This is a genomic window from Nostoc sp. FACHB-152 (assembly GCF_014697475.1).
Taxonomy (GTDB): Bacteria; Cyanobacteriota; Cyanobacteriia; order Cyanobacteriales; family Nostocaceae; genus Nostoc_B.
In genome coordinates, this window is sequence record NZ_JACJRV010000012.1 from 112,114 (window position 1) to 134,020 (window position 21,907).

The window sequence follows — 21,907 nt, forward strand, 5'->3', positions numbered from 1 at the left end:
CTTGCCCAGAGAGCATTTTGCCTGATTTCTGACACAAATTGATATAAAAAATGAAATATTTTTTTACAAATGTTGACAACTATCTCAGCAATTAAAGAAAATTTCGTAATATTTCTTTATACAGCGATTTAGCTATGTAGTTATAAATAATTATTTACCTCAACAATTTCAAGAAAAAACCCCTCTGTGTCACAGAGGGGAAATAGGAGTTGAATAAGTTAAAAATATGTACAAAATTAAGGCTGAGAACCAGGAGCATTACCATTAACAACAGCACTGGCTATCCAGCTATTAGTCCCAGCAATACGATACCAACGGCGATCTGGCCGGCCTGTCCAAATATCGGCTACAGAATCACCATATTTCCAGGCATCAAAATTAACTCTCACATAGCCACCCAATCTACCCACAATCGAAGCTGATGTAGAAGCAGCAGAACGCACATTCACCCCACCAGGAGCAGTAATGGCACTAAAATTCACAACTTTGATGTCAACAGGAGTGGAAGTAATAATTGATCTATTTTTGGAGATGTATGTCCCACTTGTCATAGTTAAAACTCGATACCCATCTACTACTAAGTTTCGATTGGGAAAATTGATATGAACATGAGGCCCTGTAGATATCGCACATTTAGGATCATTGGGAGTATCAGCAGCCACTACACCTATCTGGTCGCCTCTTCTGAAAAATTGACCTCTAGACAATCCTGTTGCTTTAACGTGCATTAGTGTGTAATCACCATCTGCCGAACGAAGCCAAATGGAATTATGATTATCTCCGCCTCTAGCTTGGCAAACGCTTAATATTGTGGAGTCAACGGGTGCCAAAACAGGAGTACCAGCACGAATAGCGAAATCCACAGCATTCCATTGTGCATTCCAGCCATCTTTATGAGAACCAGTTCCTCGGCTGATCGTAGCACTTGTACCGCCTTGCCAAGGTAGGCTCCATTCTGCTGCGATCGCTGGAAGAGTAATGGCTGAAGACATAAGAAGAATACCTGGAAACGCGATCGCTTTTAATCTAGCTGTGAATTGAGATGAAATAATACGCATTTGCATTTATACCAGAGAACTTTTCGTGATGTGCCACTATCTTGGAATACAAAATAAAAGTTCTCTAAGAGTAGAAAAACCGAAATACTCATCAAGAAATAATCAAGGTAAATCTTAGCGATTACTTCATAAATTTTGTAGTACATCTACTTGGTTTTTCCAGATAAGAAATAATCAATTATGTAAATATATGGCAGTTTTAAATATATCTTAAAAAAGAAAATACTTACTTTTTTTAAAAGTCATATACTTGGGTAAGCGCGAGTTTTATCAATTAAATAACTCGTATAGATTAGAGATTATATTGAAAGATATACATTTAGAATATAGTGAATAATAAAAGCTAGGGCTAATTCTAAATTTCAATAAATTGTGAAAGGTTAAACGAGATGAAAATAATTGATAAACTGTATCCCTAGACGATTTGATTGATAGATTATAAAATCTTTAACCTTCCCACACCATCCAAACTAGCATTCCTAGTAGTATTTCCACTGGATGTACAGCGTAATCATTCACATCAATATTTAAACTAGGCTCTATAGACTGGATTTAGGGTAAAAACCTTCCATTTTCAACCGTAGTTAAGTTCAAATCGCGTTTGACTTTTGCAAGCGAGAAGTCACTATAAGACATAATCAATCATAGTGTGTGCATAAAGTCACTGAGTTTGAGTATTATCTTGTTGAGCCTGTAATTTTTGAAGCTGCTCGACAGTTAAACCTGTAACATCAATAATGATTTCCGGACTAATACCTTTACTAATCATTTTGATGGCAATCTCTTGAGCTTTTTGTTCAAGGCCCTGTTCAATACCTTGTTCAATACCTTGTTCAAACCCTTCTTTAAGCCCTTGTTGCAAAATATCTTGATAAATCACTGACTCGCGCATAATATCACTCCGCAAAATTTTTTTAATCACATCTTTATTTAATACTAGCCCAGATAACACTGCTGTTGATGCGGCAACATTACTTCGGATTCTGGTATCATTGATTGCTTGAATAGCTTCAGCAACTTGTTCTAAAGTTCTTCCTTGATCATCCGTTTGACTTAAAGTTGCAAACGGTAACAAACCTGGAGAATTGAAAAATATTTCGGTTGGCTGTTCCCATAGTCGAATTACATTAAATCTGTGCCAGCTATTTTCTAAAACAAATTCAGTTTGATAAACAAGCTCAGAATCACTAGGCTGTAAATAAATTACAAACTGACGCATTTGCTTACGAGGAAACTTTCGATACACCCGTAAGCGATAATCACACATACGAAAGGGAATTTCGACTTTTGGTTTAGTTTGGAATTCGAGATGGAGGACGATTTCATCTGACTGCAACAAAATTAGTGCATCTGCACGTATTGGTTCAAGTGATAATTCAGATGGACTAAGTTCAGTAAGTGTAATTGGTTCATTGAGTAACCAAGTCGCAAAGTCAGTAGAAAATGATTCAGCAAGAAATTTGCAAACATTATCAAACATAGCCTGCAATTATGTAGGTATGATTGTGCGTCTATCAGTAACTGTATATCTCTTCACTATTAACTCATGACTCCAGTCGATATTCTCATTCTCTCCAATGGGCCAGGGGAAATCACAACCTGGGTGCGTCCAGTTGTGAAAGCATTGCGGCAAAAACTAGGAGATGACCGCTCTCAGGTAAGAATTTCTGTAGTGTTGTCACCTTGCCCGAATGCGAGTGGTAAGGAAGCTGCGATCGCTCGTTCTTACCCAGAAGTTGATAGAGTTCAGAAAGCAGAATATTTTTGGCAATTTTTGCTTTGGGGAAAAACTGCTGAGAATTGGGATTGGAGTCGTCGTGGTGTCGTAGTTTTCCTCGGTGGCGATCAAATTTTCCCTGTGATAATTGGTAAAAAATTGGGATATCGCACTGTAGTCTACGCCGAATGGGAAGCCCGTTGGCATAGCTTGATTGACCGCTTTGGTGTGATGAAGCCGAAAGTAGCTGAGAAATTATCTCAGAAATACGCCGATAAATTCACAGTTGTGGGCGATTTAATGCTAGAAGCACACAACTCACTCCCCACTCCCAACTCCCAACTCCCCACGCCCCACTTTCCCACCATCGGTATTCTTCCTGGTTCAAAACCCGCAAAATTAACTCAAGGGGTTCCCTTAACTTTAGCTATTGCTGAATACATCCACGCCAAAAAACCGGAAATTAAGTTCGTTATTCCTGTAGCACCGACGTTAGACTTAGAAACCTTAGCCAGTTTTGCAGATCCGCAGAAAAACCCTTTTATTAAAATTTTTGGCTCCAATGGTGCTGAGTTAATTCTTCCAGAAGAGAATCACAACGAATCAATCTCTACTAATAAACTACCTGTCCTGAAAACAATAACAGGTACAACAGTGGAACTGTGGAGAGAAACACCTGCCTATGGAATCTTATCTAATTGTTGTCTCTGTTTAACTACAGTTGGCGCAAATACGGCTGAACTTGGTTCTTTAGGCGTACCGATGCTTGTATTGCTGCCAACTCAACAACTTGATGCGATGCGTTCTTGGGATGGTTTACCAGGATTATTAGCTAATTTACCAGGAGTGGGTACAACATTTGCCAAATTAATTAACCGGCTATTTCTGCGGCGTAAGGGTTTACTAGCATGGCCGAATATTTGGGCGCAAGAAGAGATAGTTCCAGAATTGGTAGGTCAACTCCAGCCGCAAGAAATTGGCGAAATGGTACTAGATTTGTTAGCGCATCCAGAAAAATTAGAACAAATGCGGAACAAACTTAGACGTGTTCGTGGCGAAAGCGGCGCAGCGCAAAAAATAGCGCAGATTGTCTGCGAGGAAATTGAGAAGATAGCGTAAGCAATTACGAATTACGTTAGCGAAGCGGTAGCGAGCCTGCGAGCGTCATTACGAATTATCAATTAGTCAGACTGTCCATCACGCCGCCCCAGTTCATAAATGCCACAACCGATGCAGGCAAGTATACCCATACTAATTGCCCAACTGCGACCTAAGCTGATTTCTACGCCCCAGTTACATAAACTGCCTATGCCCAAAAACGGCACGATGCTAAATAATGAGGCGTAAAAAGCGTTTTGGGATTCTCTGGCTTTGCGAGTTTTTTCAAATTCTGATTGGCTAGTATAAAGCGATCGCTCGGCAAAATTAAACCAACGGTTTAACTGTTCAATCACCCATTCACTGAACGGGAAAAACCCTAAGTACAACGCTAACGACCACAAACTAGCACCAGCGATCGCAACGGTATCTAAATCAAAACGGAAAGGCAATATATCAGTCAGCATAGCTTGATCGCGTCCTGCAAATAGTCATCTTGGCCTTTTTTCAATGCCCAATAGACTTATTCAGCAATTTTAAGCATAAACGCTTACAGTATTTCAACTATCTAATAGCTTTATCTGAGTGTAGATCAGTTTTTATACTAAGTTGAGTTCAGAATTTACTCTGAGTAACTGAGACAATGCAGTTATCAACAGGATTTTCGTCTGAAAATAACATCCTCATAATTTCTTTATATTTATTTAGTACTTATGTTATTACTACCAAATTCAGCTCCCCAGATTGAAATGGCAAGTTGAATGATATTAAAGAACATAAATATGCAATATCTCTACCATTTAGCCAATGCTAGCCTGACACTGCGATTTGTAGAATACTTGATTTCTAGACCTTATTGTTCTCAAAGTATTGTCACAGTCATTAGCCAAGTTGATGGCTGGATAATCAATATAAAAATGAAATCTCCACTTCATCCTCAACAGGATGGAAACATGAGAGCTTTTTTGAGTGAATTAGGAGTAGTTTACTCCCCATCACAGCTCATAAATTTAGTGTTGACTAGCTTGGACACTGGAGCCTCTGTGGTTGATGTTATGCATCGCTATCAAGTTGCTATAGTTTCGCATGGGCTTCCTCAAAGCAGTGAGATTGAAGCTTTCCGGCAGCACTTTATCAATGGACTGGGTTACTGTCCCCAAAACTTAGCTTAATTCTCGTTCTACAACACTTGTAGAACGAGAATAATTAACTAAACTGCGAAGGGGTAGGATGCTTAGTTCTTCGTTGCTATTTTTACATAGCTCAAAAATAGTTAATTAGACTGGAGTCTACTCTGCCTCTGAGTGAGGGAAATCAGAGAGAGAATAAATAATTAAACTGGTAAAACTTCTGCGAAGTCCACTGTGATGCTAAAAATGAAGAAGAGGCGATCGCACTCAATCTATATCTACGAGAGAAAATTTCCTGCTATCACTATATCTGGTTCAGATTGTAAAAGCTCACCAGGTTGACAATTCAATACTTTGGAAATCTCGTTTAAGTGTTCTGGTTTTAATCTTAGTATTAAGTCAAACTTATGAATTCTGTACAATTGAAAACCAACCTAATTTTTTACATTTGCTGAATTAACTGCCGTTTTCTTGAGCCTTTCTATCCGGCGTTGGAGAACCTCTACACGCCCTGAATCTCCCAGGAAAAAGACGCAGCGAGTGCCTTCTGCGGGGGTTTTGAGACTGATGAGGTAGTCGGTGACGATGTTGTTGACACAAGCATTGCCGGCGGTGAGGGCTACACCGTGCTGTTCGCCCTCGACGGTCAGCAGGCTCGCGCCGAGCGTCTTGGCGAGGCTGATGCCGCCCTCGTGCGGGGTGGCCGGATCGCCAGTGACCGACACGACCAAGGTTTTAGGGAGTCCTTTGATGTTCTGGGCGTAGGGGTAGCCGAGGGTGGGTTTCACGCGCCAATGCTCACAGAGGTCACGGGCGTTGACGGGCCGGCCGGTGTCTAGGAAGGGCGCAACCTTGAAAATGTCGCGCGTCATTGCGCTCTCCTGCTCAGGCGTGTGGCGTTCCTCGTCAAGGCAGTTAATGGCCAGCAGGGACTCGTTGCCATTGCCGTAGCTACCGTCGGCACTGCGCTGGCTGAGGATATCGCGCAAGAACAGCAGGGTTTTACCGCTTCCGGCTTTGAGTTCGGTGATGGCTTTGATCACCGCAGGCCAGCCCGCCTCGTCGTAAAGCCCAGTGGTCACACCGTCAATTACGGCGGTGTAAGTGACCTTGCGTCCGTCTGCGGTGATGATCGGTTTATCAATCAGTGGCCGCACGATCTGCTGGAAGGCGGCGGTAGCTTGCTTGGGATCGGTGCCGAGCGGACAAGTCGGGGTTTTAGCGCAGAAGGCCGCCATGTTGTCGAAGGCACGCTGGAAACCCGCAAACTGGACGAGGCGACGCTCGGTGGTGCCGGTGGTGGGGTCGATCGCGCCGTCGAGTACCATGGCCCGCACGTTCTGTGGGAAGGTTTCAGCGTAAATCGCGCCGAGCCGGGTACCGTAGCTGGCGCCGAAAAAGGAGAGCTTGTCATCGCCAAGCACCGCGCGGAGTACGTCCATGTCACGGGCGACATCGCGCGTGCCGACGTGAGCCAGCACGTCCTCACCGCCGGAACGCTCGGCGCATTTTTGGTACAACTGACGGGTCTCGTGGTCGGTGTAGTCCTTGCCCCCAGAGTTGATCGAGTTGACCAACTTGTCGGCCTCTCGTTCGGCATCGGTGAAGCAGTCTAGGGCTGGTGTCGAGGCCGCAACCCCGCGTGGGTCGAACCCGATCAGGTCAAACTGCTTGGCGATCGGACTGTCGTCCAAGTCCTTTGCCACCATGACCGCGTAGCTCATCCCGGAGTAGCCGGGGCCGCCTGGGTTGAGCAGTAGGGAACCGATTCGTTTGCTCGGCTTGCCCTTCGCCGGTACGCGCAGGAGTGCAATCTGCGCGGTTCGCCCGCCGGGGTTCTGGTAATCGAGCGGCACCTCAAGCCGAGCGCATTTGAAGGTGTCGTTGGCGAAGTTTTTAGCGTCGGCATCCGTGGTGGCGTAGCCCTCGCACGAGCCGAAGGTCAGTTTCTGGTCGTAGAAGCGTTTCAGCTTTGCAGGGATAGTTCCTCCAGGCTCTGACGGGTAACCGAATGTGGGCTGGCCGCAGGCACTAAGAACCAGTATCACGGCCCCAATCATTAGCGAGCTTCGGACGTGGGGCTGGTGAGCAAGCATGGTTCTCCTCTTAGCGGTAACCGTTGGCTCTGAGGCGTGCGTGGGTAGGCCAGGATCTTGCTTGTGGTTAGAGAAAATGTGAGACATGGGGATAAACTCCTTCGAGCTAGTTATTGATGGGTTCAGGTATCAACGGGGTCATCGATTCCTTTTACGCTGCATTGCTGGTTTCATCCTTGATTTCGGTAAATGCTTTTAATTCGAGCATTTTGCCGCAGCGAAAGCACCAGACATCGCAGTACGAGTAATGAGTAGCCCTCCGGTCTTTGTCCTTCAGGGTGAGGTCGCCCAGTGCCGTGACGAAATCCCTCTCAGCAATTAAGTTCGCAACGATATTCAAAGGCGGTTCCACATACTCTGTTACCATCCATTGACGAACGACTTCTTTTCCGTTCAGGGCTTGTCGCCGACAAATGTCCATTCCATGTCGTCGGCGCAGAACGACAAGAATCCTTCATAGTTGCCTTGAGCGATCGCCGCGTTTGCCGCTTCTAAAATTGCTTTATTGTTCTCTGAAATCCGAATCTTTCCTCTGTTCAAAGCAACAAAGTGGTGTGAGTTGTTATGCTGTTGCCCCTCACTGGTTTACTTCTAGAGACTGGTAAACGGCTTACATTGAATCGCCTTCACATTTCGCAGATAGTCCAACTGTGGCTCGAAGTCAGTCGGACAGAAGACATAAACATTGTCCTGCGATCGGCTAATGACTAAACGGTAGCTGCGTGGAATCCCTTTAGAACTTTCGATCACTTCGATTCTGGGAATCACTTGTAAACTAACTTGAGCCAGGGATGGAAAATTGAACAGTAGGAGTACGCCGAACAGAATTGTGATTGCGGTTGTAGTTGTGATTTTGGTTGAAAAAATCTTTCGGTTCATTAGAAATCTTCTGTGGCTTATGGTTGTGTAATGTTCTGTTGTTTCCAGGGAAGTGGGGATCGATAGGGGTTTTCGTGCATATCCAGGACTTCCCAGGTTGTTGGATTGACTCGCCCTGTAACTGGGATTTTGTATCGTCTCTGGAGATCGCGTACCGCAGACGCTGTGACCGCACCAAAGGTGCCATCGACGATCGCCCCTTTTGGATTGCCTAACCTCACACCTGCGGCTCCTAAAAAGCCATTGTCTTGAAGAATGCGTTGTAACAATTGCACATTTCTGCCGCGATCGCCTTGGCGTAAGGTAGGTAAGGTTAAATCAGTGTAGGCAGTGGCGATCAGAATGGGGGAGGTTTGTTGTGGAGGAATGCTGTGTGCGATCGCTGGATGAGTGAGTGAACCTCCGAGCAATCCTGTCGCTATCGTTATGAATCTGAAAATGGTTTGAAGTTTCATGATTGTCCTCCTGATAGATCAGTTCTAGTTAGCATCAATTTTGTGTCGGAGTGATTGACAAAAAACTGGGGCTTATTCATGGTGTTCCTTGTGTAGTACGTTTGACTCTATCTCGCATTGCTGAAACGAGTTTGTTTCGGCATCATCCGATTTAGACACTAATGTTCAGAATTCACTTGCCATGTAATCACAATGATTTCCGCAAACGGTAAGACAAGTATTAGCCGCGAAAACGCTCCTAAAATGGCTTCCATCGTCCAGTTCTGACTCTGAACCTCCCAGATCATCGAAACAATATAGAATCCCATGACCAACCAGGGTAGAATTACTGCTGAATTCCGTCTGCGATAGAAGCGGATCGTCCTCTCGCGCCAAAATGGGAAGGTGCTGAGGAGACAAAAAATGTAGGAGGTTCCTGCACTGATGAACAAGCTTCTTTGAAGACCCGAAGGCAGGTTTGGGTATCCAAGTGCGATCGCCGTCAAACAAACTCCGAGCGCGAGGTACAGAAAAGTAAACAAGGTAAATCGTTTCATTATTTCTTCTCCGGTAAAGCTTATTCTCTGTACCAGATACGCACACATTGAAAGCAATTGATTGCAAGACCCTGACTGATCATCACTGGGTGGAAAGCATTACTGGTCGTCACTCCGTAGACATCATCACTTGTGCCTTCAATCCGATCAGGTAAAACAACAGTTTCAACATTGATCACCTGTATCGTTGTATTTTCAATCCACTGATTTACAGTACTAACAACATCAGAGAAGGATTCGTAATCGGAAGCTCCGCCGAAGGGCCCCCGTTCAGTAATCCGAGGTGCAAAATCTTTGCACTGAATCATTTGATTTACCACCTTAAAACTGTAGAGTTGAGCATCAATTCGAGTAGTGGGCATCGCCCACCATTTTTAAAACCTTTCACGGTAAAGCTTTGTGGGCAGTGCTAGCCCTACGAGATATATTCCAAAACTTAAGCCAACCTTGCCAGTAAACCCCTAAGAACAGAGGCAAAAGCATGAAAGCTGATATGGGCTAACATTGCAGCCTCTAGCGAATATTGCCAAAAGAGCCAGCCAAACGCGATTCCCCCAATCCCATTCAGTAACAACGCCCGAATAATCACAACTGGAGTGAGGGGAACGATCGCAGCAGTCGCTGGCAGGTGTAGTAGTCCAAATACCAAAGCGGCTAGAACAATCGCACCTTGGTATATTCCTTGGCTTGGCAGCGTAATGCCTTGTTTGAAGATTTTCCATGCTATCCAAACAAGCAGTGACATTAAGCCCCAGCGCATCAGAATTTCCTCAGTGATGCCGCCATAGAACATTGCTGTGAGCAAATTCAACCAACTTGGCACTGTATTATTGGCTGCCCGTAGCTCTTCAGGTAGGACAGGTTGCATCAACTGATCGAGCAACAAGAGAACGATCGCCGCCGCTGCACCCACACCCAAGCTCCACTTCATCTCAACGGCAAAAGATGGAGACTTAGCGGTGTGAAACACCCAATGATCAATCAAATGGGAGCTTAATCCAACACGATAGGCACAACCAATTCCGATTAGAATGCTGATTGCTAGTAGAATTGAATACTGTAGTCCTTGCAGAAGCATTAAAATCCCCAATGGTGGCACTTTTTCCAGTATTTCTGGCGACAGTTTCGCTAACTGTTGCTCGACTAAAGGAATAGACGCGATCGTAAACATCACAATTCCCACACTGCCCAATACAAATAAAATCCCGAATTGTTTCAGAATTGCCATTGGTTTAACCTCCAGATGATCCGTCCTATCAGCCCATGCCAGCAGCTACCATCACTGGAATTGTGGGCAAGTTGAAAACGACGTGAACAATGACAGCACTCCAGACCGAGCCGCTGCGGCGGAAGACCTCGGCAGTGGCGAGACCAGCGACTACGGCTGCGGGAAAGACGATGTTGATGCCGTGACCAAGGGCAAAGATCAAGGTGCTACCCACGACCCCGATGAACGAACCGTAGCGCAGCAGCGCGTTAGCGACGACACCCCGAAAGAGCAACTCCTCACCAAGAGGCGTGACGATTCCGAGGAACAACGTGGCTAAAACCAGGGATAGTACTCCGCCTCTGCCGCCCTCTGTGTACACACCCTGAACATTGTTGGTGTTCCCGGTGATCTGAATCCAGCCCAGAACTGCCAATCCCTTGAGTACGAAGGCAACCAATCCGACTCCGATCGCGATGAGCAGCCAGTGCTTAGAGACTGGGCGCACGCCAAAGGCGTTCAGGGAACGAATCCGCAATAGTGCTGCCGCTGCAAACCCGGCAATTCCGGCGATGCCAGAGAGCGAGGTGAAAACCAGTCCATAGATTACGGGGTCAAGACCGAGCCGCTTGAGTTGTGAACCAACCCCGAATCCGATGATCGCGAAGACGACGAGACCGACGGCGATCTCAAGCCAGCCGGGACGGGAAACCTTATTGGGCAGAACCAAGGACGCAACGGGGAGCTTCCCTGGCTTTTGTGGGTGGTTAGAAGACACTTTAGACATGGTGATGAAGTTCTCTGGTACATTTGCTGATGGTTTTACGAAATTATGAGATCATCGATAATCCTTCCGATGGCTTTGGGAAAGGGGTTCGGATGCCTCATCGCGTTTGAACACCCGGAAAACAATCACCAGGAAAACGGGAATCAGCACGAGAGAGGTGATGTCGTAGAATCTTGCATGGTACTCACTGATGCTGAACAGGGCTGGCGTAGTGAAGAAGCTTCCAGACCAGTTGAACAAAAGAAAGTACGCGATGTTGTTAGCGAAATGTGCGCCGATCGCAAGCTCGGTGGTGCCGTCGATCAATGAAACGATCGCAAACAGCAGACCCGTGCCGACGAAGAGTCCGAGGAACATCCCGATCCATCCGCCCTCCTGTGACTCTGGATTGGTGGCGTGCGGCAGCGTGAAGATCACAGCCGAGACGATCGCCAGAAACACGCGGTTCGACCAGATCAGGCTTGCGCCCTGCACGATGTACCCGCGAAAGAAAAGCTCCTCGGTGGTCGTCTGGATCGCAGTGATGACCAGTGCGATCGGTACAAAGAGCGCGAACGTCTTGAGGTCGGAGTTGAAGGAGAAGCTATCGGGGTAGAGGAGGTACTGCCCCAGTCCGGCTAGCAGCACCCACGGCACAAACCCAGCCACAAAGCCGTGACCGATGCGCCGCCAACTGATCTTCTCCCGCGCCGTGACGAGTGTCCGGGGATGACGCTGGTGGATGAGGGTGACGGCGATGAGGATTCCCGCGAGCCACACCGGAAAACCTGCCATGCTCACGACAAAGCCCCCCACCCGACCGAACGCGGCATAATCCAGCCGACCGAAAGCCGCGACACCCTCTTTGCCGCCGATCGCGAGCGCGACGAGCGCACTGGCGAAGTTGGCAACGACCATCCAGGCAAAGAGGATGATCATCAGCCCCAGAACATACCGCCACCACCGATACTTACCCCACCGGGCAGCCTCGACGTAAGTCGCGTCTTTCACTTCTGTTCCGATTCCCTGGTGTCTTTTGATTGCTTTAATCTTCATCTTGGTCTCCTTTACTCATATATATATATGTAGTACTTGGAAGTTAGCGAACCTGTTTTGCAGTCATTCCAGTGAGGCGTTTAAATTCAACAAAACAGGCAAAAACTAGCGAGCAAATGCGCGATCGCCGACTAGCACTCACAAACAAGTCAGGTATAAATAGAGCTTAGGGACTTGCTGCAACAATGGCTGTCATCAACTCTGTCATTTTCCAGCGTGCGGTATATCGAATGGTATTGATAAATAGGACTGGGGCAGTTGTCACTCCACTGTGTATTCCACTTTCGATATCTTCGTGGATGCGATCAACATATACTTGTTTAAACAAGTCTTTGAGAAACTGAGGAATATCAAGCCCCAAATCATTGGCGTACTCTACAAGATAACCGTTCTCTAACTTCTGTTGATAAACAAATAAAGTATCGTGCATTGACCAAAACTGTCCTTGGGCAGCGGCGGCTTCAGCGACTTCGGCGGCTCGTTGAGCATGAGGATGAATCTGTGTTTGCGGAAAATGACGGAAGATAAAGCATAAATAATCTTCTCCAAAAGAAGCACTCAGCTCTTGTTTGATTCCTTGAATCATCCTGTAAACGTCCGCACTTATAGAGCATTGATAGTCTCCATACATCACCAGCACGACCTTGGCACTCAGCACACCTTGCATCCAATCTTGAGTTGAAGGGGGTACAAGTAAAGAACTGTAGCTGCGATCATCGTTCATTTTTTTACGTTTGCAGCAAGTATGGAACTTTGCAATTGACTTGCTCAATCCATTGACTGCATCTCTATTTGCATACATTCAATATAGGAAATTGCCTTCAAGCTGTCTTCTATAGCGAGTTAAAATTTTTACAGTATAAATTGATAGAGCAATCATGCCATCGTGGAGTAGAAGGCTAGTTATAACTCAAGTTAGAATCCCAATTCTATCGAAAGTACATCCTATAAATTAACAATGCCGCGTTTAACGGCAACAGTTACAGCTTGGGTGCGTTCGTCCTTGACGTTGCCGTAGGCATCGCTCACATCTAACTAGCAATAAGAAGCGCCTCTTACAACCAGGATGAGTACGATCCTGGTTGCAAAATAGCGGGTTGAGGCATTGATATTTGCTGGCTTCTGCACTTAGTTGCGATCGCTGGCACGATCGATCAGTGCGTTTGAGGGCAAGCTCGGATCAAGTACCTTGCGCGCACTGTCAACCCCTACAACGGGCAGTGTACCCGGATCAAGCATACCGAGTTGAACCAATACACTCGCCTGATCCCAGTAGAGATGTTCGTGGGCTAGCTTGTCATCACGAAACTGAACAATTACTACCAATGCCACTTCAACCCGTTTAAGAGTCGGAGCAATGCCAGGTAGCATCCAGTCCATCTGGATGGTATGAGTGAACTTAAGTAGCATTTCATCGACGAGTTGATTGGTTCCGATTGTGCGCGAGACCGGAGTCAGCTCCATGTCCGGCGGCATCTGTGGAATGAAGTACTTGGAATAAAACTCGCGCAGTGCCGGTTTCCCTACTCCCCCAATCATTACCGGAATGCCGTTAACGTAAGCATCCTCAACCATCGTGGCGAGAGTATCTTCAGTGTTGTGAGCGTCAAACTCAAGCCGCAGATGCTCATCCCAGAGTTCTTGCAAAAACTTCTGGGCTGGTGTCAGGTTGCTAGTTGCCTTTCCATTTGCTTGTTCGTCTACAGATTGCTGTTTGACCATGATTGGATTCTCCTAGTTCTATCTATTTCAAAAGCTGGGATTGACAATTAGCTTTGGGGTATTTTGTAGCTCCATTACCGCCTCGTCCTTTTTTCCGAAATTTTGAAGACTTTAAATTCTTTTAAGGTGTGATGACACCGGACTCCTGAGAAAGCTAATGGGTTTCCTTTTAGCGTCTACTCTTCCCGGCGGAAAACTTCGGATATCAACCGTGTAAAGGCACCAGATTGGTCGTATGAATCAGGATTTGAGCGTTTGCGATCGCCCGCTTCCGTCCCCTTTACATTTCTTTAGAGACAGCCTCTTACCGCTCTCAAGGAGCATGATTTGCCTGATTGGATGCACTTCTATTTGCATAAACTCAATATAGGAAATCACCTTCAAGCTGTCTTCTATAGCGAGTTAAAATTTTTACAGTATAAATTGATAGAGCAACCATGCCATCGCAAAGTATAAGGCTGGCTATAACTCAAGTTAGAATCCCAATTCTATCGAAAGTACACCCTACAAACTGACAATGCCGCGTTTAACAGCAACAATCACAGCTTGGGTGCGATCGCTCACATCTAACTTATTCAAAATTCGATTGACATGAGATTTAACAGTGCCTTCACCGATACTTAAAGCAGCCGCAATCTCGGCATTACTCATCCCCTGAGCCAGTGAGCGGAGTACTTCTAGTTCTCGTTCACTCAGTTCAGGATTGCTGAGGCGCTGTACCAACTTTGCTCCCACATCAGGCGGAATATACTTCTGACCCCGATGAACGGTACGAATGGCATTCAGAAGCTCGTCAGGTTCAGTTTCTTTCAACAGATATCCTTTTGCGCCTGCCTGCAATCCCCGATAAATATCTTCGTCACTATCATACGTGGTCAGTACAATAATCCGAGCAGATTTAGCAGTAGCACAAATTGCACCGATGGCGGCAACTCCTTCCACTTCAGGCATTCGCAGATCCATGAGCGTGACATCCGGTTGGTGTTCCCCAAATAGAGCGATCGCTTGTTCCCCATTTTCGGCTTGGGCAATCACCTGCATCTCTGGGTCACGGTTGATAATCGTGGCTAAACCTTGCCGAAAGATAGCATGATCGTCCACAATCAGAACCCGAATGGTTATGGTTTGACTCATCGTGATGCTACTCTCGATTGACGGTAACAATCATCTCTGTTCCTTCTCCAGGTTGACTCCGAATCGTGAGTTGTGCGCCGATGCGCTCTGCCCGTTCGCTCATACCAAGTAAGCCAAATCCCTCAGAGGCTGGAATACTCCCGACTCCAAACCCCTGTCCATTGTCTTTCACGCGCAAGCAAAATCGATCGCGATCGTAGATTAGCTCCACTCGAATTTCATCAGCATTGGCGTGTCGAATCGCATTGGTTAAGGCTTCCTGCCCAATCCGCAGTAGATTACTCTCGACTTCAGTCGGCAGAGAATATACTGCACCCTCAATCTCATAATATAAAGTGGTATCCATTGCGGCAGTTCTGAGTTGAGCGACGAGACGATGTAGAGCGCTCTGTAGACTGCCTTCCTCCAAAAGCTGAGGACGGAGTGCTACTACCGATCGCCGCGCTTCAACCAGTCCAGTTCGCGCCAATTCTTTGATCAGGTCTAGGTGTGCCTCAGTTGCTTCTGAATCATCCGTTAGCACCTGTTTTGCCGCTCCCACCTGAGCCAGAATGCCTGTAAACGCCTGAGCGAGTGTGTCGTGAATTTCACGCGCCATGCGGTTGCGTTCTTCCAAAATTGAGGCCGCTTCTGCTCGCTTTTGCAGCGTAATATCTCGCGCTATCCAAATCACCTGCTCGTGCCGAATCGGTGCAATGCGCGCCGAAAACCAGATTTCTCGTTCAGCTATCCACTGGCTGTATTCAACTGTGAGTACTTGTTGGGTTCTCAGCACCTGCTGAATGTAACTCAGGAATTCATCAGCTTGTTCCGTAGCATAGATTTGATGCAGTGTTTTACCAAAATACTCCTCCCTATGCAACTCTCCATAGGACGGATTCCCTTTGATTGCACAGATCAATTGTCCCTTACTATTGAAGATACACATTGGATCGGGAATAGCTGAAAAGAGCGCTCGTAGCTCTGCTTCAGAGGCTTGCAATGCTACTTCTGCCTGTTTGTGATCGCTAATATCTGCAAGCACCCCTTCGATGTAGTCATCGTCTGCATTCAGATAAGAAGAGAAAAGCCCCCAAAACACTGTCCCATCTCGTTTTCGCATCTGTGCTTCAAAGCTTCGCACTTCCCCATCCCGCTTCATCACCTCAATGCCTTGTTGGCGATCGCTGGGATTGACCCAATAGCCTGTAGTGTGTTCAATTCCAATCATCTCTTGGGGTGAATCAAAACCAAATAGATCGGCAAAGCGTTGATTGGCATTGAGAATTAAGCCATCATCGGTGCGGGTTCGGTAGATACCAACCTGGGAGTTTTCAAAGATAGTTCGGAACTTGGCTTCACTGCGTTGTAATGCCTCTTCTGCTTGTCTACGCTGGGTGGTGTCATTGCCAACCGATAAGATTTCAACGACATCTCCCTGTTCATTGAAGATGGCTTGATTTGACCAAACAACCCAAACTCGCCGACCGTCTCGACACAGGTTTTCACCCTCGCCTTGCGGGTACGATTGAGGATTACGAAGTAAATCATGGACAAAGGGTTTGACATCGCGTCCAGAGATTTCGATGTCTGGAATGATTGTTTCAAATAAGGTTCGCCCTAAAATCTGATGTTCTTCATAGCCAAGAAGTTTTACCCCATAATCATTGATGTAGCGAATCCGTCCTTGCGGATCATAGCGAATGATAACGGAATTCGCGGTTTGTAGCAGGTTGCGATAATTTGCTTCACTTTGTCTCAATGCGGCTTCGGTTTGTTGACGTTCCGCGATCTCCTGCTGCAAAGCTTGAGTTTGTTCTTCTACCTTCCTTTCCAGTGTTTCGGAATAATCCGATAACCGTTCATATAACCGAGCATTCTCCAGTGAAATTGCTGCCTGAGCAATCAACAGTTTAAGGACTTGTAGGCGATCGCTAGTAAACACTCCGGTACTGAGATTGTTCTCTAGATAAAGTATGCCAATCAGCTGATTTTGCTTAAGAATGGGCATACACAAGAGCGATCGCGTTTGTTGGTTTTGAATATACCGATCAGTCAAAAAAGACGGTTCGCTGATTGCATCATCAAACACCAGAGTTTCAAATGTGCGTTCTACTGATTGGATGAGGGAGACAGGAATTGTTGCACAGCCAGCAACAGTGATCTTTTCTAGGTTACACTGTCTACTTCCACTGCACTGAGCCACAACAGTGAGCCGATCATCTTCCAGGAGAACCAGAGCGCCAGTTTCGGCTCCGGCATTTTCTATCACCACCTGCATCAACGTTGCAGTTAATTGATCGAGATGGATCGTTTCTGAGATGGCTTGAGCCGCTTTCATCGCCGCAGCCCAATTGATCGCCGCAGTCGGATGACGGATCGTTTCATCGGTCACGATTGAATGTGATTGCCGAACTAGGTTGGTGTTGAGGAGTTGTGGATAGCGTTTTTCTAAATCTTTAACTTTAGCGGTTGCGCCCCAGCGATCGTAGCAATATTGCGCCTCTTCTATGTAAGTTTGAGCAATTTTTGACCGCCCTCGCGCCAGATAATGTTTAGCCGCTAATTCATAGGCGAGTGCTTCTTCCTGGATCAACTCATTTTCAGCAGCCACCGCGATCGCTCGCTCGTAAAACTCTTCAGCCTCAAAAAATTGCCCTAAGACTCGCGCTTTTTCTGCCTCGACTAAATGAAAGTTACATAAATAATTCATGGGGCGTGTTCTGCCCATTTCTGCATCTTTTCTTGATTGATGTTAACACAATTTAGTACTTATGCCATAAGGTCAACTTAACTACACAAAGGACAAAATTTTAGCCAGTCTGGGATGAACCTATCCCACTAATAAAATTCTGTTAATCCAGATATGAATTGTGGCAAGAGCAACAAAAGCATTGAAACAGGCAGCAATCCTTTCCCACCGAACAACAAGCCTGCGGTATTTTCGTTGGAACCACGCGGAGTATGAGCTTAGTGATGTGCAGCCCTACGTCACAATTTAAGCTTTCAGCAACCAGCGATCGCTCATTCTCAATCAACGTTACTCGATTCAGGCGATCGCCATAATAGCTATATAATTTTTAAAATTAATTTTTAGTCTAACTAATTATTCTCGTTTTACACAACTTAAACCTGGAACCACGCTGTTAAAGCTACGGCTAATGCATCCGCAGCATCATCTGGTCTGGGAATAGTCTGCAAATCTAACTCTCGTGCTACAGCTGCTTGCACATCAGATTTGTCTGCATTGCCATACCCAGTTAAGGCTTGTTTAATTTGAGCCGGAGTAAATTCTACATATGGTAAACGGTGTTGTCCCAAAACTAACATGACGACACCGCGAGCTTGTGCTACAAGTATAGTGCTTGACATACGATAGAAGAACAACTTCTCGATCGCTACCAAGTCTGGTTGCAATTGCTGAATCAGGGTGTGCAAATCGTCAAACAAGGTACACAATCGCTGTCCCATTTCTGCATCTGCCGAGGTAGTGATCACCCCAAAGTCCAGCATATTAACTTCAGTGTCTTCTACCTTGTTAGGGCTTTGTTTGCAATTAATTGCGCCAAATCCTAAAATCGCTAATCCAGGATCTAAACCTAAAATTCGTTTTTCCATTAAAGTATTTTTGGTCAAGCCAGGGTATTGTTTTACTGTGAATACAGGCAACTTTGATGACTTGTTGTAAGTCTCAAAGCCTTGAAATATTCCATAATTACATACTTGGCGTTAAAACCAGGTAGTGTAAATTTTCTGTTAATCATTAGTTTGTAGCACTGCTTTAAATCAGGTATGTCAAATGGTTTTCTCAGACAAGCCCTCAACGCCCTGCAACAGCAGTCGCGCAGTCGCACATCTCATCGCGTTAACCAATGGTTTAAGTGGTTATCTCCAGGACTGTCGATCAAACGCTGGTTGCTAATCAGCCTTGGTGGTGTACTGCTGGCAAGTTTAGGGTTAGCAATATGGGTAAAGCTGACTCCGATTTTTTGGTTGTTGGAGTTGCTGAGGGGTTTTCTGGGAGTGATTACCAACATCCTACCCAACTATATCAGTGGCCCTTTGGTGTTGCTTTTCGGTTTACTTTTGCTGCTTTGGGGACAAACTCGCACTTTCGGTTCAATTACTGAGGTACTCAAACCAGAAGGTGAAGCTGAACTCATTGATGTTTTATTGGCACATCGCCGCTTGTACCGTGGGCCAAAAATAGTGGTGATTGGTGGTGGTACAGGACTTTCAACGTTGCTACGGGGATTGAAAATCTATAGTGCTAATATTACAGCGATCGTCACTGTTGCTGATGATGGTGGATCTTCTGGGCGGTTACGTCAGGAATTTGGAGTTTTACCACCTGGAGATATTCGCAATTGTTTAGCTGCGTTAGCAGACGAAGAAAAACTATTAACCGAATTATTTCAATACCGCTTTCGGGCTGGTGATGGGTTGACGGGGCATAGTTTTGGCAATTTGTTTTTAACTGCGATGAGTGATATTACTGGAGATTTGGAACGGGCTGTGGCTGCTAGTTCCAAGGTGCTAGCAGTGCGAGGACAAGTTTTGCCAGCAACGCTCAGTGATGTTCGCCTGTGGGCAGAATTAGAAGACGGTCGTCGCATTGATGGCGAATCGAACATTCCAAAAGCGGGTGGTAAAATTACCAAAATTGGTTGTATTCCAGCTAACCCGCCAGCGTTACCTGCCGTCATTAAAGCGATCAAAGATGCTGACTATATTATTATTGGGCCGGGTAGCTTATACACTAGTTTGATTCCTAACTTATTAGTACCAGAAATTGCTGCGGCGATCGCTCAAACAAAAGTTCCCCGCATTTATGTCTGCAACATCATGACCCAACCAGGAGAAACTCAAGGATATACTGTTGCTGATCATATTAGAGCCATTGACAATGCTTGCGGACAAGTAAAGCTATTTGATGCTGTACTAGTACACAAAAAGTCTCCTTCTCCCCAGTCACTCATCCGCTATGCACAGCAAAATTCTCATCCTGTTTTCTTAGATAGAGAAGATGTAACTGGCTTAGGGCGAAGGATTGTTTTAGCTAATGTATTGTATGAAGATGAAACTGGTGTTGTACGTCACAATCCCCAAAAATTATCAAAAGTCTTGTTGAAGTGGTACGGTGGCGCTCATCATGGAAAATGAGAATTTGTCCTTTGTTATTGGTCATTTGTTTAGACTAATGACTAATGACTAATGACCAATGACTAATTATGAAAATTTTGCTTACAGATGTAAAAGCAACCCTGGATTTGGGTATAAAACTCGGTCAAACTTTGACTCCTGGCAGTGTCATTTTACTAGAAGGAGATTTAGGTGCTGGTAAAACAACGCTAGTTCAAGGTATAGGCCAAGGTTTAGGAATCACAGAATCAGTTGTCAGCCCTACTTTTACTCTGATTAATGAATACACGCAAGGACGCATACCTCTTTACCACCTGGATTTATATCGTTTAGAACCACAAGAGGTAACGGCTTTGAACTTAGAAACCTATTGGGAAGGGATTGAGGTAGAACCAGGAATTATAGCCATAGAGTGGGCAGAACGAATGCCTTACCTACCAGATAGTTATCTGCTTTTAAATTTAACTTATGGAGAGGAAGGTAATCGTCAAGCCCAACTCAAACCCTTTAATTGCGATATTCCAGAATTAATTGCCAGCGTTTGAAAGCTTAATTTACATTTAGAAAAAATAATATAGAATATTTATTATATTGTGAGCAAGTAAAAGCTGATTAAATCATACTGCCCACAAAAAGTGTGAGCGGCAGAAACCACCGCTCATCGTCCATACTTGATTGATGTAAGTTGCGAGAGCTTTCAAGCTCAAGTTCTACTAACTGAACTACATAGACAAGTGTCCTACTCCAGTCAGCCTCACATGATTACAACACTATAAAATTTTTACCGATAGCCGAGGGCGGATTCTACACTCGTTCTATCTACCGCTACCACGTTCATCGAAGAAAATCACTAACATTGCTGCCTTCATTATTCAAAAATCAATGGAATACTGTTTAACAAGAGTCTGGTGATGACATTTACTGGCTAGCTGGCTACGTTGAGCTAAGTTTGGTGTATGCTCGCAGATGATATTGCCGTATATGTCCATAAGTATTGAATTGAGTGAGTCAAAGCAGCTGAATGGAACAAACCTCTTGAGGGTGATATTTAGCAAACTGACAGATTTTGAAATACCTGCGCTCAAGGGTCATCACATTCAAATCGGAACTGACCTTAACTTGTGATGAGATCAAATCATCTTTCTAAGCAGGCTCATCAGATGATTTTTGGTTAACCAGTCAATACTGGTACATTTGTTTAATCTGTTTGTACTATGTTTGTTTTACTGACCACCTACCTTTAACTACCTAAGTGAATTGTTTCTTTTAGTTGTTTAATTAGATGCTCGGTTTTTGTGACTAACTCCGTTTTATTGGCTGATACTGGGCGTTCTAGCCAAGCACTACCCGGAATACAAAACAATCAGAAGTATAAAAATTAGGATTTAAAATCGTACAAATTAAGTGCATATAAAATTTTTATATGTATAAAACAGAGTTTCCACAAAAATTTGCCCGTTTACTTAACCCTATTAATTCTCTTCCGTTTTAAGGTGAAAAATCCGGATAGGTAAACACAAAAAACTAGTTGAGAAACGTTAAATAATCTACGATCGCAATAGCTATCGTTCACGTTATCCTTTGAGCTAGTATTCCCAAGATAAAAACAAGATCTGCAAGCAAAAAGTAACTAATTATAAAGTTATTAGCCAAATTAATTTAAATTCGCTGCTCTACAAGAAAATCTTATAAATTTACCGAAAATAATTCATGAACCCCAAATATTTTTAACCAATTAACATAAGATTTATCCAAATTAAAATCGTATAAACACTAAATTTTTATTTTAAAAATATTAATTTTAGTATTTATACTTAGGTAATTTATTTAGGAGTGATAAAAATTCAATGGGTTATATGGCGTGATGATTGTGCTGAAGATTAATCACGCCATATAAACTTATACCGTTTCACTTTAAGTTTGATACAAATA

Annotated in this window: 23 protein-coding genes; 4 read left to right on the plus strand and 19 right to left on the minus strand. The window is 44.9% G+C overall.

Features of this window, described 5'->3' with window-relative positions; genetic code table 11:
• Window positions 1–236 precede the first annotated feature (236 nt).
• Window positions 237–1,058: a peptidoglycan DD-metalloendopeptidase family protein gene (locus tag H6G76_RS12955; protein WP_190700714.1), complete on the minus strand. Its 822-nt coding sequence runs from the start codon at window positions 1,056–1,058 to the stop codon at window positions 237–239.
• Window positions 1,059–1,719: 661 nt separating this feature from the next.
• On the minus strand, window positions 1,720–2,538 hold the full coding sequence (locus H6G76_RS12960) for an Rpn family recombination-promoting nuclease/putative transposase (RefSeq protein WP_190700717.1): 819 nt from the start codon (window positions 2,536–2,538) through the stop codon (window positions 1,720–1,722).
• Window positions 2,539–2,604: 66 nt separating this feature from the next.
• On the opposite strand from H6G76_RS12960, the gene H6G76_RS12965 reads away from it, so the two are divergent.
• Window positions 2,605–3,894: a lipid-A-disaccharide synthase gene (locus tag H6G76_RS12965; protein WP_190700719.1), complete on the plus strand. Its 1,290-nt coding sequence runs from the start codon at window positions 2,605–2,607 to the stop codon at window positions 3,892–3,894.
• A 62-nt stretch (window positions 3,895–3,956) separates the two neighbouring features.
• On the opposite strand, the gene H6G76_RS12970 is transcribed toward H6G76_RS12965, so the two are convergent.
• Window positions 3,957–4,340, minus strand: coding sequence for a hypothetical protein (locus H6G76_RS12970; protein ID WP_190700722.1), 384 nt, complete (start codon window positions 4,338–4,340; stop codon window positions 3,957–3,959).
• Between the two features lie 315 nt (window positions 4,341–4,655).
• Between H6G76_RS12970 and H6G76_RS12975 the strand changes: the two genes are divergently transcribed.
• Window positions 4,656–5,045: a hypothetical protein gene (locus H6G76_RS12975; protein ID WP_190700725.1), complete on the plus strand. Its 390-nt coding sequence runs from the start codon at window positions 4,656–4,658 to the stop codon at window positions 5,043–5,045.
• A 236-nt stretch (window positions 5,046–5,281) separates the two neighbouring features.
• Here H6G76_RS12975 and H6G76_RS37660 read toward each other — a convergent pair whose 3' ends face one another.
• From H6G76_RS37660 to ruvC, 15 genes are all read right to left on the minus strand, one after another.
• On the minus strand, window positions 5,282–5,425 hold the full coding sequence (locus tag H6G76_RS37660; protein WP_190700727.1) for a helix-turn-helix domain-containing protein: 144 nt from the start codon (window positions 5,423–5,425) through the stop codon (window positions 5,282–5,284).
• Between the two features lie 12 nt (window positions 5,426–5,437).
• Window positions 5,438–7,099 carry an alpha/beta hydrolase gene (locus H6G76_RS12985; RefSeq protein ID WP_242056377.1) on the minus strand — a complete coding sequence of 554 codons (1,662 nt, stop codon included), beginning with the start codon at window positions 7,097–7,099 and terminating at the stop codon, window positions 5,438–5,440.
• Between the two features lie 151 nt (window positions 7,100–7,250).
• Window positions 7,251–7,520, minus strand: coding sequence for a hypothetical protein (locus tag H6G76_RS12990; RefSeq protein ID WP_242056378.1), 270 nt, complete (start codon window positions 7,518–7,520; stop codon window positions 7,251–7,253).
• The gene (locus tag H6G76_RS36980; protein WP_242056379.1) at window positions 7,493–7,639 is read right to left on the minus strand and encodes a nuclear transport factor 2 family protein; all 147 of its coding nucleotides are present in this window, start codon (window positions 7,637–7,639) and stop codon (window positions 7,493–7,495) included. Before H6G76_RS36980 ends, H6G76_RS12990 begins: the two co-directional genes overlap by 28 nt.
• A gap of 51 nt (window positions 7,640–7,690) precedes the next feature.
• Complete coding sequence (locus tag H6G76_RS12995; RefSeq protein ID WP_190700733.1) at window positions 7,691–7,978, minus strand: hypothetical protein; 288 nt, start codon at window positions 7,976–7,978, stop codon at window positions 7,691–7,693.
• Between the two features lie 17 nt (window positions 7,979–7,995).
• The gene (locus tag H6G76_RS13000) at window positions 7,996–8,433 is read right to left on the minus strand and encodes a peptidoglycan-binding protein (protein ID WP_190700736.1); all 438 of its coding nucleotides are present in this window, start codon (window positions 8,431–8,433) and stop codon (window positions 7,996–7,998) included.
• 556 nt (window positions 8,434–8,989) lie between these two features.
• On the minus strand, window positions 8,990–9,331 hold the full coding sequence (locus tag H6G76_RS13005; protein ID WP_242056380.1) for a hypothetical protein: 342 nt from the start codon (window positions 9,329–9,331) through the stop codon (window positions 8,990–8,992).
• A gap of 74 nt (window positions 9,332–9,405) precedes the next feature.
• A complete protein-coding gene (locus tag H6G76_RS13010; RefSeq protein WP_190700739.1) occupies window positions 9,406–10,197 on the minus strand; it encodes a CPBP family intramembrane glutamic endopeptidase in 792 nt (263 codons plus the stop codon).
• Between the two features lie 28 nt (window positions 10,198–10,225).
• Window positions 10,226–10,963, minus strand: a complete 738-nt coding sequence (locus H6G76_RS13015) for a CPBP family intramembrane glutamic endopeptidase (RefSeq protein ID WP_190700742.1) — start codon at window positions 10,961–10,963, stop codon at window positions 10,226–10,228.
• 51 nt (window positions 10,964–11,014) lie between these two features.
• Entirely contained in the window at window positions 11,015–11,998 is a 984-nt protein-coding gene (locus H6G76_RS13020) for a CPBP family intramembrane glutamic endopeptidase (protein WP_190700745.1), read from the minus strand.
• A gap of 166 nt (window positions 11,999–12,164) precedes the next feature.
• The gene (locus H6G76_RS13025) at window positions 12,165–12,722 is read right to left on the minus strand and encodes a DsbA family protein (protein WP_190700748.1); all 558 of its coding nucleotides are present in this window, start codon (window positions 12,720–12,722) and stop codon (window positions 12,165–12,167) included.
• Between the two features lie 404 nt (window positions 12,723–13,126).
• Window positions 13,127–13,720, minus strand: coding sequence for a hypothetical protein (locus H6G76_RS13030; RefSeq protein WP_190700750.1), 594 nt, complete (start codon window positions 13,718–13,720; stop codon window positions 13,127–13,129).
• A 504-nt stretch (window positions 13,721–14,224) separates the two neighbouring features.
• Entirely contained in the window at window positions 14,225–14,854 is a 630-nt protein-coding gene (locus H6G76_RS13035; RefSeq protein WP_190700753.1) for a response regulator transcription factor, read from the minus strand.
• Between the two features lie 7 nt (window positions 14,855–14,861).
• On the minus strand, window positions 14,862–17,564 hold the full coding sequence (locus H6G76_RS13040; protein ID WP_242056381.1) for a PAS domain S-box protein: 2,703 nt from the start codon (window positions 17,562–17,564) through the stop codon (window positions 14,862–14,864).
• Between the two features lie 395 nt (window positions 17,565–17,959).
• On the minus strand, window positions 17,960–18,451 hold the full coding sequence (gene ruvC / locus H6G76_RS13045; RefSeq protein ID WP_190700756.1) for a crossover junction endodeoxyribonuclease RuvC: 492 nt from the start codon (window positions 18,449–18,451) through the stop codon (window positions 17,960–17,962).
• Between the two features lie 174 nt (window positions 18,452–18,625).
• Between ruvC and yvcK the strand changes: the two genes are divergently transcribed.
• Entirely contained in the window at window positions 18,626–19,996 is a 1,371-nt protein-coding gene (gene yvcK, locus H6G76_RS13050) for a gluconeogenesis factor YvcK family protein (protein ID WP_190700758.1), read from the plus strand.
• A 68-nt stretch (window positions 19,997–20,064) separates the two neighbouring features.
• The gene (gene tsaE / locus H6G76_RS13055; RefSeq protein WP_190700760.1) at window positions 20,065–20,520 is read left to right on the plus strand and encodes a tRNA (adenosine(37)-N6)-threonylcarbamoyltransferase complex ATPase subunit type 1 TsaE; all 456 of its coding nucleotides are present in this window, start codon (window positions 20,065–20,067) and stop codon (window positions 20,518–20,520) included.
• Window positions 20,521–20,790: 270 nt separating this feature from the next.
• Here tsaE and patS read toward each other — a convergent pair whose 3' ends face one another.
• Window positions 20,791–20,844: a heterocyst-inhibiting signaling peptide PatS gene (gene patS, locus H6G76_RS38245; protein ID WP_397333606.1), complete on the minus strand. Its 54-nt coding sequence runs from the start codon at window positions 20,842–20,844 to the stop codon at window positions 20,791–20,793.
• Between the last annotated feature and the right edge of the window lie 1,063 nt (window positions 20,845–21,907).